The organism is Amycolatopsis sp. NPDC000009, assembly GCF_055563465.1.
In genome coordinates, this window is the sequence record NZ_JBVHDI010000009.1 from 178,218 (window position 1) to 192,328 (window position 14,111).

The 14,111-nt window shown below is 70.9% G+C and carries 3 protein-coding genes and 1 pseudogene; all 4 read left to right on the top strand.

Annotation, left to right across the window (positions count from 1 at the left end; genetic code table 11):
- Positions 1-18 precede the first annotated feature (18 nt).
- Positions 19-1,281: a cytochrome P450 gene (locus ACZ3HL_RS24295; protein ID WP_465533890.1), complete on the top strand. Its 1,263-nt coding sequence runs from the start codon at positions 19-21 to the stop codon at positions 1,279-1,281.
- A gap of 11 nt (positions 1,282-1,292) precedes the next feature.
- Entirely contained in the window at positions 1,293-7,805 is a 6,513-nt protein-coding gene (locus ACZ3HL_RS24300; RefSeq protein ID WP_465533892.1) for an SDR family NAD(P)-dependent oxidoreductase, read from the top strand.
- A gap of 101 nt (positions 7,806-7,906) precedes the next feature.
- Positions 7,907-11,728 (top strand): annotated as a pseudogene (locus tag ACZ3HL_RS24305) (type I polyketide synthase); the annotation flags it as partial.
- 429 nt (positions 11,729-12,157) lie between these two features.
- Positions 12,158-13,873: a cation:proton antiporter gene (locus ACZ3HL_RS24310; RefSeq protein WP_465533894.1), complete on the top strand. Its 1,716-nt coding sequence runs from the start codon at positions 12,158-12,160 to the stop codon at positions 13,871-13,873.
- Positions 13,874-14,111: the final 238 nt, after the last annotated feature.

Here is a 14,111-nt window from a genome sequence, read left to right on the forward strand (position 1 = left end):
ACCACGGGGGCGCTGAGAATGACTTCGCTCGACGAACGCGAACGGGTGGCGGAACCGGGGAATCCGCTTCACGTCCTGCTGGACCCCGCCATGCGGATCGATCCGCATCCGACCCTGGCCAGGTTGCGGGCCGCGAGCCCGCTCGTCACGCCGGACGGCACGGTGGTCGTCGGGGATTACGCGAGTTGTCTCGACGTGATGCGGAATCCGGCGATGGGCAACGACACCCTGGACTCGCCCGGCCTGCGTGGCCTGGTGCCGAACAGTGGCGCGAAACAGGTTCTCGACTCGATCTTCTTCATGGACGGCGGTGACCACGGCAGGCAGCGGCGGCTGATCTCCAAGGCCTTCACCCCGCGGATCACCGCGCGCTATCGCCCGTGGATCGAGAACATCGTCGACGAACTGTTCTCGGAGATCGCCGGCGCGGACGAATTCGACGCGGTCGGCGAATTCGCCAATCTGCTGTCGATCCGGATCATCTGCGAGCTCCTCGACGTCCCGATGTCCGATGTGGACGTTCTCAAGGAGTGGTCGGACGACCTCGCGCTCGCGACCGAGCTTCCGACGCTGGTCGCCGGGTTCCGGCGGCTGGGCCTGCTCTCCCCGGAGGAATTGGCCGTGGTCGACCGCACGTGCGCGTCGATGCACGCCTATTTCGCGGACCTGATCTTCAAACGCCGCCGCGCGCCGGGCGAGGACCTCGTGTCGAGCCTCATCCGGACTGAGGACCGTGGGCAGACCTTGGCCCGGCACGAGGTGACGAACGTGCTCGTCACGTTGTTCGCCGCCGCGCACGAGTCGGTCACGAACCTGATCACCAACGGCATCCTCGCGCTGCACCACAACCGCGACCAGCTGGCGCTGCTGCGGGCCGACCCGGCGCTGGCCGCGCCGATGGCCGACGAGGTGCTCCGTTACGACGCGCCGGTCCAGCTGACCGCCAGGGTCGCGCTGAGCCCGACCACGGTCGCCGGTCTCGACGTCGACGCCGGGACCGTGGTGATCCTCCTGCTCGCCGCCGCGAACCGGGACGAGGCCGAATTCGCCGAGGCGGACCGGTTCCTGATCTCCCGTACCACCAAGCGTATGCAACTGGCCTTCGGCGCGGGCCCGCATTTCTGCATCGGTTCCAGTCTCACCATGCTCGAAGCCGAGCTCGCCTTCCGGGCCGTCGCCGAACGGTTCACCGATTTCGAGGTCGACGAGGGTTCGCTGGAGTACCGCCGCCACGTGGTCGTCCGCGGCCTGCGGAAGATGACCGTCCGCGTCTCGCGCTGAAACCTGGAGCTTTGATGTCTGCAGAGGACAAGACCCGCCAGTACCTGAAGAAGGTCACGGCCGAACTGCGTCGTACCCAGGACCGGCTTCGCGAGGTGGAGAGCCGGGCGCACGAGCCCATCGCCGTGGTGGGGATGGGCTGCCGCCTTCCCGGTGGCATCGACTCCCCGTCCGGGCTGTGGGAACTCGTCCGGGACGGGGGCGACGCGATCACGCCGTTCCCGGACGACCGGCACTGGGATCTCGAAGAGCTATACGACCCGGATCCGGACGCGGGAAGATCCGGCCGCTCCTATGTCCGCGAAGGTGGTTTCCTGCACGACGCGGCACTTTTCGACGCCGGGTTCTTCGGCATTTCCCCTCGGGAAGCGCTCGTGATGGATCCCCAGCAGAGGGTGCTGCTGGAGGTCGCGTGGGCGACGTTCGAGTCCGCCGGGATCGACCCGGACGAGCTGCGCGGCAGCCGGACCGGCGTGTACGTCGGCTCTACCGGCAACGACTACGAGCTGGTGTGGAAGGGGTCGAAGGAGTACTCCCCGCACGGCATCACCGGCAACAGTTCGAGTGTCATCTCGGGGCGGATCTCCTACTGTTTCGGTTTGGAAGGGCCCGCGGTGACCGTCGACACCGCCTGTTCCTCCTCGCTGGTGGCGATCCACGAAGCCGTCCGCGCGCTGCGCGAGGGCGCGTGCGGGATGGCGCTGGCGGGCGGGATCACCGTGATGGCCACACCGGACACCTTCACGGAGTTCTGCGGCCAGGGCGTGACCTCGATCGACGCCAGGTGCAAATCCTTCGCCGACGGGGCGGACGGGGCGATCTGGGCCGAAGGCGCCGGTCTCCTCCTGCTCGAACGACTGTCCGACGCCCGTCGTGCCGGGCATCCCGTGCTGGCGCTGCTCCGTGGGTCCGCGGTGAACCAGGACGGGACGAGCAACGGTCTCTCCGCGCCCAGCGGGCCCGCGCAGCAGCGGGTGATCCGGGCGGCGCTCGCCGACGCCGGACTGTCCGCACAGGACGTCGACGTGGTGGACGCGCACGGCACCGGCACCACCCTCGGCGACCCGATCGAGGCCAACGCGCTGATCGCGACCTACGGCAAGGACCGGTCGCCGGACCGCCCGCTGCGGCTCGGCTCGCTGAAGTCGAACATCGGGCACACCCAGGGCGCGGCGGGGGTCGCTGGTGCGATCAAGCTGATCATGGCCATGCGACACGGTGAACTGCCCAAGACCCTGCACGTCGACGCTCCGTCGTCCAAAGTGGACTGGACGAAGGGTGCGGTCGAACTGCTCACCCAGCCGGTGCCGTGGCCGGCGACGACGACACCGCGGCGAGGTGGCGTGTCCTCCTTCGGCATCAGCGGCACGAACGCCCATCTGCTGATCGAGGAGGCACCCGCCGAGGAGGCGGCCTCGGTGGCGGCGACCGGGTCGCTTCCGGTGCTGCCGTGGGTGATCTCCGCCAAGACCGGGGCGGCGCTGCGTGGTCAGGCGGCCAGGCTGGCATCCTTCGCCGAAAACCACGCTCCCGCCGACATCGCGGGCGCGCTGACCCGCACGAGGGTCGGTTTCCGGCACCGGGCGGTTGCGTTCGGCAGGACCGCCGAAGACTTCGCCACCGCGCTGAACGCCTACGCGGAAGGCGCGGCGAGCGGCGCCGTCGTCGAAGACGTGACCGGCAACGGTTCACTCGCCTTCTTGTTCACCGGTCAAGGCGCTCAGCGACCGGGGATGGGACGCCGGCTCGCGGCCGAGTACCCCGTATTCGCCGCCGAGTTCGACGCCGTCTGCGCCGAACTCGACAAGCACCTGGCCCGGCCACTGCGCGAGATCATGTTCGCCGAAACCGGCTCGGTGGAAGCGGAATTGCTGTACCGCACCGAATTCACCCAGCCCGCGTTGTTCGCCTTCGAAGTCGCCCTGTTCCGGCTCGTCGAGTCGTGGGGCGTGCGCCCGGATCAGCTGCTCGGGCATTCGGTCGGGGAGATCGCCGCCGCGCACGTCGCCGGGGTCTGGTCCCTGCCCGACGCCTGCCGGGTGATCGCCGCCAGAGGACGCCTGATGCAGGCGTTGCCCGAGGGCGGGGCGATGGTCTCGGTGGACGCGACCGAAGCGGAGGTCCTGCCCGATCTGGCCGGTCTCGAGGACCGGGTTTCGATCGCGGCGATCAACACCGCGGAGTCCGTGGTGCTGTCCGGGGACGAGGACGCGCTGGCCGGTCTCGAACGGCTTTGGGAAGGCCGTGGGCGCCGGACCAAGCGGCTCCGCGTCAGCCACGCCTTCCATTCTCCGCGGATGGAGCCGATGCTCGCCGAATTCGAAGCCCTGCTCGGCGAACTCACCTACCACCCGCCGTCCATCCCGATCGTGTCCGACGTGACCGGGGAGCCGGCGACGGCGGAGCTGTTGGCGTCTCCCCGGTACTGGGTCGAGCACGCGAGAGCGGCCGTCCGGTTCCACGACGGCCTGACCGCCCTGCGGGAAGCGAAGATCACCACCCTGCTGGAGCTCGGCCCGGCCGCGGTCCTGTCCGCGATGGTGCCGCCGCCCGACGGCGGTGAACCGGGAATGGTCGCGATCCCGGCCGTGCGCACCGACCGTGACGAGGCCGAAGCCGTCCTGCGGGCGGTGGGCGCGCTGCACGCCCGAGGGGTGTCAGTGGATTGGGCGGCGGTCCTCGCCCCCGTCGCGCCCTCGCCCGTCGAACTGCCGACCTACGCCTTCCAGCGCGAGCACTACTGGATCGCGCCGGAGGCGGACACCGCCGACGTCCAGGCGGCAGGTCTGCTCCCGTCGGGGCATCCGCTGCTGGGTGCCGCGCTGACCCTCGCCGACGGCGGCGGTGTCGTGCTCACCGGCCGGATCTCGTTGCGGGCACAGCCCTGGCTGGCCGGCCACCGCGCCCACGACACCGTGATCCTGCCGGGCACGGCGTTCGTGGAACTCGCGCTGTCCGCCGGCGAACAGGTCGGCTGCGACGTGATCGAAGAGCTCACGATGGAGACCCCGCTGACCCTGCCGGACGAGGGCGGGGTTCGGATCCAGGTGCTGGTCGGCGAACCGCTGGACTCCGGCAGCCGTCCCGTCCGGGTGTTCTCCCGGCCCGACGGCGCCGATGTCGGGGGCTGGCGTTCCCATGCCGCCGGGCTGCTGGGGGTCCGCACCGCGCCCGCCGGCGACGGGCTGACCGAATGGCCTCCGCCGGACGCGGAACCGGTTCCCTTCGATGGCAGCTATTACGACGACCCGGAAGTCGTGCTGGCGTTCGGGTACGAAGGGGTGTTCCGCGGTCTTCAGAAAGTCTGGCTGCGTGAGGACGCGGAGCTGTTCGCGGAGATCGAACTGCCAGGGGACCGGTCGCTGACCGACGGCTACGGTCTGCATCCGGCCTTGCTCGACGCCGCGCTCCAGGCCGTCGGGCTCGGCCCGTTCCTGGATTCGATCAACCAGGGCTCCGGCAGCATGCCGTTCGCCTGGTCCGGGCTGACCCTGCACGCGGCGGGGGCGTCGATGCTGCGGGTGCGGGTCACCGGTGCCGACGGGCATGTGGCACTGACCCTCGCCGACGGCGCGGGCGCGCCGGTGGCCACGATCGAGAACCTCGCGTGGCGGCCGGTCGCCGAACGGTCGGCTCTCGGCGCGCCGGATGTGGACGACTCGCTGTACGGGCTGGACTGGGTGCCCGCCGGCGGGCAGGCCGCGGCGGGTGTCGGCGGGCATGTCCTGCTCGATTCGGGCTCCGCCGGGCTCGCCGCGCTGATCGCCGCGGGCGGGCCGGTCCCGGAGACCGTGGTCGTCCCGATGTCCACACAGGACGGTTCGGTGGTGCCGTCGGCCCGGGCGGCGCTGGCCGAGGTCGCCGAAGTGCTGCGCGTCTGGCTCTCCGCGGACCGGTTCGCCGACGCGAAACTGGTGCTTTCCACTCGCGGCGCCGTCGCCGCGGTGGCCGGGGACCGGATCGACCTGACGGTCGCCGGGATCTGGGGAGTGGCACGCTCGGCCCAAGCGGAGCATCCGGGCCGGATCGTGCTGCTCGACACCGACGGACCCGTGGACGACGCGATCCCGGCCGCGCTCGCGACCGGCGAGGCACAGATCGCCGTCCGGGCCGGGACGGCACTGATCCCCCGGTTGCATCCGGTCGCGGCGGACGGGCTCCTGCCGGTCCCGGCGGAACCGGCTTGGCGCCTCGACAGCACCGGGCACGGCACACTCGACAACCTGGCCCTCCTGCCTTGTCCGGAGGTGCTCGGACCGCTCGGGCCGCTGGACGTCCGGGTCGGCGTCCGGGCCGCGGGGGTCAACTTCCGCGACGTCCTGGTCGCACTCGGCATGTATCCCGGGAAGGCGGTACCGGGAGCGGAAGCCGCCGGGGTGGTCCTGGAAACGGGCGACGGCGTGTCCGATCTCAGCCCCGGCGACCCCGTGTTCGGCGTGTTCACCGGCGCGATGGGTCCGGTGGCGGTCACCGATCACCGGCTGCTCGCGCCGGTTCCCCCGGACTGGTCGTACGAGGCCGCGGCTTCCGTCCCGATCACGTTCCTCACCGCGTACTACGGACTCACCGATCTCGCCGGGCTCCGGCGGGGCGAGTCCGTGCTGATCCATTCCGGCGCGGGCGGTGTCGGTATCGCGGCGATCCAGCTCGCGAAGCATCTCGGGGCGGAGGTGTTCGCCACGGCCAGTGAAGGCAAGTGGGACACGCTGCGGGGGCTCGGACTGGACGACGCGCACATCGCTTCCTCGCGGACGGTCGAGTTCGAAACCCGGTTCCGGGAGACGACCGGCGGCCGCGGGGTCGACGTGGTGCTGAATTCGCTGACCGGCGAGTTCCTGGAGGCGTCGTTGCGCCTGCTCGCTCCGGGAGGACGGTTCCTGGAGATCGGCAAGGCCGACGTCCGCGATCCCGAAGCGGTGGCCGCGGCCCATCCCGGCGTCCGCTACCACTCGTACGACCTGGTCGCGTCCGCGGGCGAAGACCGGGTCCGCGAGATGCTGACCGAGGTCTCGGCGCTGTTCGGCCGAGGCGTGCTCACCATGCCGCCGCGCCGCGATTACGACCTCCGGCGCGCGGGGGAAGCGCTCCGGCACGTCAGCCAGGCGAAACACGTCGGCAAGGTGGTCCTCACCGTGCCGCGGAAACCCGACCCCGACGGCACGGTCCTGGTGACCGGCGGTACGGGCTGGCTCGGCGGCCTGATCGCCGAGCACCTCGCACGCCGGGGCGCGCGGCACCTCATGCTGCTCAGCCGCCGCGGCGACGACACTCCCGGCGCCGGCGATCTGATCGCCAAGCTGTCCGGCCTCGGCGCCGAGGTCACGGTCGTCAAGGGTGACGTCGCCGACCGTGGCGACGTCCAAGCCGCGCTGGCCGCCGTGGCACCGGAACACCCGCTCACCGCGGTCGTGCACGCGGCCGGGGTGCTCGCGGACGGTGTCGTCACCACCCTGACCGACGAGCAGCTCGACGCCACCCTCCGGCCGAAACTCGACGGAACCTGGCATCTGCACGAACTCACCAAGGACCTCGACCTCGCCGCTTTCGTCTGCTTCTCCTCCGCGGCGGGCATCTTCGGGGCCGCCGGACAGGGCGCCTACGCCGCCGCGAACTCCTTCGCCGACGCGTTGATGAGATGGCGACAGGATTCCGGCCTGCCCGGCACTTCGCTCGCCTGGGGACTTTGGGCGCCAGGCGACGACTCCGACGAGCGCGGCGGGATGGCTGGCGGGCTCAGCGCGGCGGACTGGGCCCGGATGGGACGAACCGGCGTTCGCGGGCTGACCGCGGCGCAGGGCCTCGCCCTCTGGGACGCGGCGCAGGACTCGGACCGGGCGCTGCTCGCGCCGCTCGGGCTCGACCTCGGCACGATCTCCGGGCTGGGCGACGGCATCCCGCCGTTGCTGCGGGACGTCGTCCGCGGCTCCGCCCGGCGGGTGGCTGCGGGCCGCCGCCAGGACACGCCCACCGAGGCACCCGACGCGCTCATCCGGAGGCTGGGTTCGCTGCCGGAGGCCCAGCGCGAACGGCAGCTGGTGTCGCTCGTTCGGAGTCACCTGGCGGCCGTCCTCGGCTACGCGTCGGGCGACGAGGTGCCCACCGAAACCCCCTTCCGCGAACTGGGTTTCGACTCCCTGACCTCCGTCGAGCTCCGCAACCGGCTCACCGCGGCCACGGGCCTCAGGTTGCCGCCGACACTCGTTTTCGACCACCCGACGGCGAACGCCCTGGCCGGCTACCTCGGCACGGAGATCGCCGACTCCGGTGCTCCCGCGGCTCCGGCACCTTCGCCCGCTCTTGCTCAGCTGACCGCTTTGGAACGAACTGTCGCCGAGCTGGACGAGGACGCGGAAGTGCGCCCGACGCTGAGTGCGCGTGTGCGAGCCCTGCTGACGCAGCTGGAAGGCGAGAGTTCCGGCGACGCGGAGGACACGCTGCGGTCCGCATCCGTCGACGAACTGTACGACTTCGTCGACCGGGAGTTCGGGCGTGCCAGTGACGACGACGAAACCGTGGGGGCCTAGTCATGTCCGATGACCCGAAGCTCGTCGAGTACTTCAAGCGGGTGACGGCGGAGCTGTACGAGACCAAGAAGCGGTTGAACCGCCTCGAAAGCGCCGAGGCCGACCCGGTGGTGATCGTGGGCGCCGGCTGCCGGTTCCCGGGCGGGGTCGAATCGGTCGAACAGCTGTGGGACGTGTTCGTCGAGGGACGGGACCTGATCTCGGAGTTCCCTTCCGATCGAGGCTGGAACCTGGCGGAGATCCACGATCCCGACCCCGATGCGCCGGGGAAGTCGTATGTCCGCCATGGCGGGTTCATCGAATCGGCGACGGAGTTCGACGCGGGATTCTTCGGCGTCTCGCCGCGCGAAGCGCTGGTGATGGACCCGCAGCACCGGCTGCTGCTGGAGGTCTCGTGGCACGCGCTGGAGTCCGCCGGGGTCGACCCGGCCCGCCTCCGGGGCAGCCGGACCGGCGTGTTCACCGGCCTGGTCGGCGGCGATTACGCCTCCCGGGTGGAGGAGGTGCCGGTCGATCTGGTCGGGCAGGTCTCGATCGCCAACGCGGCCAGTGTCGCCTCCGGGCGGGTGTCGTACCTCTTCGGTTTCGAGGGCCCGGCGATCACCCTGGACACGGCGTGTTCGTCCTCGCTCGTGGCGATGCACCTGGCCGCCCGGTCGCTGCGGAACGGCGAATGCGACCTCGCGCTCGCGGGCGGCGCGACCCTCATCCCGAGCCCGATCCGGTTCATCGAGTTCTCCCAGCAGCGCGGCCTCGCACCCGATGGCCGGTGCAAACCGTTCGCCGCCGCGGCGGACGGCACCGCCTGGGCGGAAGGCGCCGGGATCGTCGTTCTGGAGAAGCTCTCCGACGCGCGGCGCAACGGGCACCGGGTGCTCGCCGTGCTCAAGGGGTCGGCGGTCAACCAGGACGGGGCCTCCAACGGTCTCACCGCGCCCAGCGGGCGGGCGCAGCAGCGGGTGATCACCGACGCGCTCGCCGACGCCAGACTGTCCACACAGGACGTCGACGTGATCGAAGCCCACGGCACGGGCACGAAGCTGGGCGATCCGATCGAGGCGCAGGCGCTGCAGGCCACCTACGGGAAGGGCCGTGCCGAGCCGGTGCTCGTCGGTTCGGCCAAGGCCAACGTGGGGCACACCCAGGCCGCCGCCGGGATCGCCGGCGTGCTCAAGATGCTCATGGCGATGCGTCACGGTCTCGTGCCCCCATTGCCGCATCTCGACCGCCCCACGCCGCACGTCGACTGGGACGGCGGTGGGATCGGCCTGACCACCGAAACCGTTCCCTGGCCGGAGACCGGCCGTCCCCGCCGCGCCGCCGTCTCGTCGTTCGGGATGAGCGGAACGAACGCGCATCTCATTCTCGAACAGGGCGAGTCCTCGGAGGAAGCCGGAGCCGGCGCTCCTCCGCCGCTGCTGCCGTGGGCGGTTTCCGCGGCCACAGCGGCCGGGGTCGCGGCCCAGGCGAAGAAGCTGCTCGACGAACTCGGTGACGCGGACCCGGCCGACGTCGCGTATTCGCTCGCCACGACGCGAACCCATCATCGGCACCGCGCGGTGGTGCTGGGCGCCGATCGCGAGGAACTCGTCTCCGGCCTTTCCGCGCTCGCCTCCGGGGAACCGTCGCCGTTCGTGGTCGAAGGCACCGCGATCCCGGACTCCGGTGTGGTGTTCGTCTGCCCGGGGCAGGGTGCGCAATGGCAAGGCATGGCGGTGGACCTGCTGGACGCTTCACCGGTGTTCGCCGAGCAGATCGTCGAGTGCGAGAAGGCGTTGACGCCGTTCGTCGACTGGTCTCTGGTCGACGTCCTGCGCCAGGCCGAGGGCGCGCCGTCACTCGATCGTGTCGACGTCGTCCAGCCCGTGCTGGCGGCCGTGATGATCTCGCTCGCCCGGCTCTGGCGGCAGCACGGTGTGGAGCCGGCCGCCGTCGCCGGTCACTCGCAGGGGGAGATCCCGGCGGCCTGGATCGCCGGTGGCCTGAGCCTTTCCGACGCCATGCGGGTGGCCGCGCTGCGCAGCCGTGCGCTGACGGCGCTGTCGGGAACCGGCGGGATGGTCTCGGTCGCTCTCGGCGCCGAAGCGACGGCCGAACTCATCGACGGGGTACCGGGCGAGCTCACCGTCGCCGCGGTCAACGGCGCACTGTCCACAGTGGTCTCCGGTACCCCGGCCGCGCTGACGGAACTGCTCGGCGAATGCGGGAAGCGAGGCCTGCGGGCGCGCCGCGTCCCGGTCGACTATGCGTCGCATTCGGCTCATGTCGAGCGGATCAGGGACACCGTCCTGCGCGAACTGGCGCCGCTGGTGCCGTCAGACCCGGTGCTGCCGTTCGTCTCCGGCCGGACCGGCCGGTGGCTCGACGGCGAACCGCTGGACGCCGGGTACTGGTACCGAGGCCTGCGGGAAACGGTCCGGTTCGACGAGGTGACCACCACGCTCCTGCGGGACGGCCACCGGGTGCTGCTCGAAGTGAGCCCGCATCCGGTGCTCGCCGGCGCGATGCGCGAGACCCTGGACGCGAGCGGTGCGACCGCCTCGGTACTCGGAACGCTGCAACGTGGCGAAGGCGGTCCGGCCCGGTTCCTGCGCGCCGTCGCCGAAGCCCATGTCGCCGGGGTCGAGGTGGACTGGCGGGTCGTGTTCGAGGGCAGCGGGGCACGCCAGGTGGATCTTCCGCCCTACCGGTTCCAGCGCGACCGGTATTGGCTCGAGCCGATCCTGCCGGAGTTCGGGGACGGTGGAACGGCGGGGGAGGACCACGCCGAGCCGGACACCGACCTGGCCGCCCTGTCGCCGGAGGAGCGGCGGGCACGCCTGGTCCGGCTGGTCCGCGGACATGTCGCCGCGGTGCTGAAGTACCCGCGGGGACGTGAAGTCCCGCTGGACGACACCTTCCGCGACCTCGGTTTCGAATCGCTCACCGCCGTGGAACTGCGCAACCGGATCGCGGGCGCGACCGGTGTCGACCTCCAGCTGACCGACGTGCTCAACTACCCGACGGTCGAGGAGCTGGCGGAATTCCTCGCGGACGAGGTGCCCGAGAACGGCTCCGGCGGGGCCGCGACGGACGAGTCCGATTCGGACAGTCTGGTTTCGCTGTATCTGCGGGGTGTCGAGCAGGGACGGCCGCACGACGCGATGGGTCTGGCCAGGATGGCCGGGCGGTTGAGGGAGTCGTTCGACGACGCGTCGGACGCGGCCGCCTTGGTGGGGATCTCGCGGCTGTCCGTCGGTTCGGGTGGTCCCGCGCTGGTCTGCGCGGTGCCGCCGGTCTCGCCGATCACCGACGCCGCGTATTCGTTCATCGCTCCCGCGATGCAGCGGCCCCGGGACATGTGGACGATGTGGCCGCCGGGGTTCACCGACGGCCAGCCGTTGCCCCCGGACCTGCCCAGCCTGTTCGAAGCCCAGCGCCGCGCGCTCGACGAGCACGTGGGCGACGGACCGCTGGTGCTGGTCGGCTACTCCGCGGGCGGCTGGGTCGCCCGCGCGTTCGCCGAGTATCTGGAGCAGCGGAACCGCCCCGCGGACGCCGTCGTGCTGGTGGACATCTACCTGCCCGCTTCGGACCGCGACGAGGTGCGCGGGCGCTTCATGCAGGAACAAGCCGGACGACAGGAACTGTTCGCCGGCGGGAAGACGGGTTCGATGGCGAGCCAGCTCGGCGCGATGGGCCGGTACGTCACGCTTTTCGACACCTGGGAGCCGGTTCCGATCCGCACGCCGACCCTGCATCTGCGGGCCGCGGAGTCCCTGCCCGGCTTGCCGGGGTTCACCGCGGACGAGCAGTTCCCGACCGCGCTCTGCGTACGGACCGTCGATCTGCCGGGGAATCACTACACGCTGCTCACCGAACACGCGGAGGCGGCCGCGGCCGCGCTACACGATTGGCTGACCGAGCTCTTCGGGAGCCACTGAGCCTCGTTCACTTCTCCCACACCGGAATCGAGGGCAGGCCCAGCGCGCGGCGGGCCCGGTCGGTCAGCTCCTGGATCAGCTCCGTCTTCGCCGCGGCGTACTGGGCGGGGCCGATTCCGGCGGCCACGATCGCCCGTTTGAGTTCGGCGTACCGTGCCGCGTCGGCCAGCTGCCCTTCGTGACGACGTGCAGGATGTGCGTGCGGACGTACAGCAGCCGGTCGGTGATTGCGTTGTGATGCCGGTGGTAGCCGTGCTCGGCGAGAGCGTCTTCGTGCCGCTCGACGGTGCCGGGGTCTTCGGTCGCGGCCGGTCGTACTCGGAGATCTCGATACCCGGACCTCACCGCTCCGACTTGCGGGTGCGGCGCCGTCGTGTCACCAATGGACACGTTCGGAGTGCCGCGAACGCGAGAGGACACGTACAGCCGGTGAACCTGACTCTCGTCGCCGTCCTCGGCGTCGTCCTCATCGTGGTGGTGGCCGCGTTCTCCGAACGGCTGAACCTGGCCGCTCCGCTGAGCCTCGTGGTGGCCGGTATCGGGCTGAGCTTTCTGCCGGGTGTCCCGCATCCGGAGGTCGAACCCGAGCTGATCCTCGCCGGGGTGCTCCCGCCGCTGCTGTATTCGGCGGCGGTGAACATGCCGATGGTCGACTTCCGGCGGAACATCCGGCCGATCACCGGCCTCGCGGTCCTGCTCGTGGTGGGGACGACACTGGGCGCGGGCTGGCTGTTCCACTGGCTGGTGCCGGGGATCGGGTGGCCCGCCGCGTTCGCGCTCGGCGCGGTCATCAGCCCCACCGACGCCGTCGCGGCGAGCTCCGTGGGTCGGCGGCTCGGTCTGCCACCGCGGCTGCTGACCGTGCTCGAAGGCGAAGGGCTGGTCAACGACGCCTCGGCGCTCGTGCTGCTGCGGTCCGCCGTCGCCGCGGTCGCCGGGTCGGTGTCCGTCTGGGGCGTCGTCGGCGAGTTCGCCTTCTCGGTCGTCGTCGCGGTCGGGATCGGGATCCTGGTCGGGATCGTCAACGTCCGGGCGCGCGCCTTGCTGGGCAACGCCGTGCTCAACACCGCCATCTCGTTCGTGGTCCCGTTCATCGCCTTCCTGCCCGCGGAGGAGGCCGGTGCCTCTGGCGTGCTCGCCGTCGTCGTCGCCGGACTGGTGACCGGCCATCTCGCCCCGCGACATCTGCGCGCGACGGACCGCCTCGCCGAGACCGTCAACTGGCGCACCGCGGCTTTCCTGCTGGAGAGCGGGATGTTCCTGCTCATGGGACTCAGCGTGAAGACCCTCATCGACGAGGCGCACGAGGACGGATCGAGCGTCTGGCGGGCGCTCGTCATCGGCCTGGCCGCGTCGGCTCTCGTCATCGTCGCGCGGGTCGTGTTCGTCGGACCGCTGGTCGCCGGCCTGTACCGTGAGCAGCGGAAAGCCGCGCGCTTCAAACCGCGGCTGGAAACGACACAGGCGGTGCTGCGGGGCGACGAGTCGAATGCCGCCGTCACCGAGCGACTGGACAAAGCGTCACCGAGACGGGTGGCGCATTTCCGGAAACGGCTCGATCGCGCCGCCGCCGACGTCGAGTTCCGGCTGACCGAGACCCTGGGCTGGCGCGGCGGGGTGGTGCTCGGCTGGGCGGGGATGCGCGGCGCCATCACCCTCGCGGCGGCGCAGACACTTCCGCAGGACACCCCGGATCGAGCTCTGCTGGTCCTGATCGCCTACGTGGTGGCGACCACGACGCTGCTGGTGCAGGGAATGACGCTCCCGGCGGTGATCCGCGCGGCGCGGGTGCCCGCGGAGGACCCGGACCGGGCGCGTCAGGAGTACGTCCGGCTCATGACCGAGCTCGCCGAGGCGGCGAACTCCGTTCTGGACGATCCGGCCGAGGGGCCGTTCAGCGAGGCGGTCCTGGAGCGGGTGCGTTCGGACGTGCGCGTTCCGGGCAAGGCGCCGGTCGGCCGCTCGGCTACCGACGTCCACCAATATCTGCGGCTGCGCCTGCGTGTCCTCACCGAACAGTCCGAACGCCTTCAGCGAGCCCGGTCGAGCGGCGGATACAGCTCGGAGACGGTGAGCCGGGCGCAAACCGCCCTCGACGTGGAGATGGCCCGCCTCGAGCAGCTGGCGGACAAACCGGCTTCCTGAGCCTTACCCCGCCTGGTGTCGGTACTGGATCGGCCGGTGCGAAGACTTCGGCGCGCGCTGACACAGTGGCACGTCGCAAGAACAGGCGTTTCATCGAAATTTAATGACCCGCCGATAGCGTCACCGAAGATCGAAGTCTCTTTCGCGGGGAGCATGCGCTGACCCCAGCGAGGAGTTCGTCCGAACGCACTAGTTCGTTTCGACTGTTCGATCGAACGTCTTTCGTTACACGTGTCAC

Bases quoted from the DNA above. Each gene is read 5' to 3' on its own strand.
- ACZ3HL_RS24295 (WP_465533890.1), top strand. From the start codon at position 19: ATGACTTCGCTCGACGAACGCGAACGGGTGGCGGAACCGGGGAATCCG.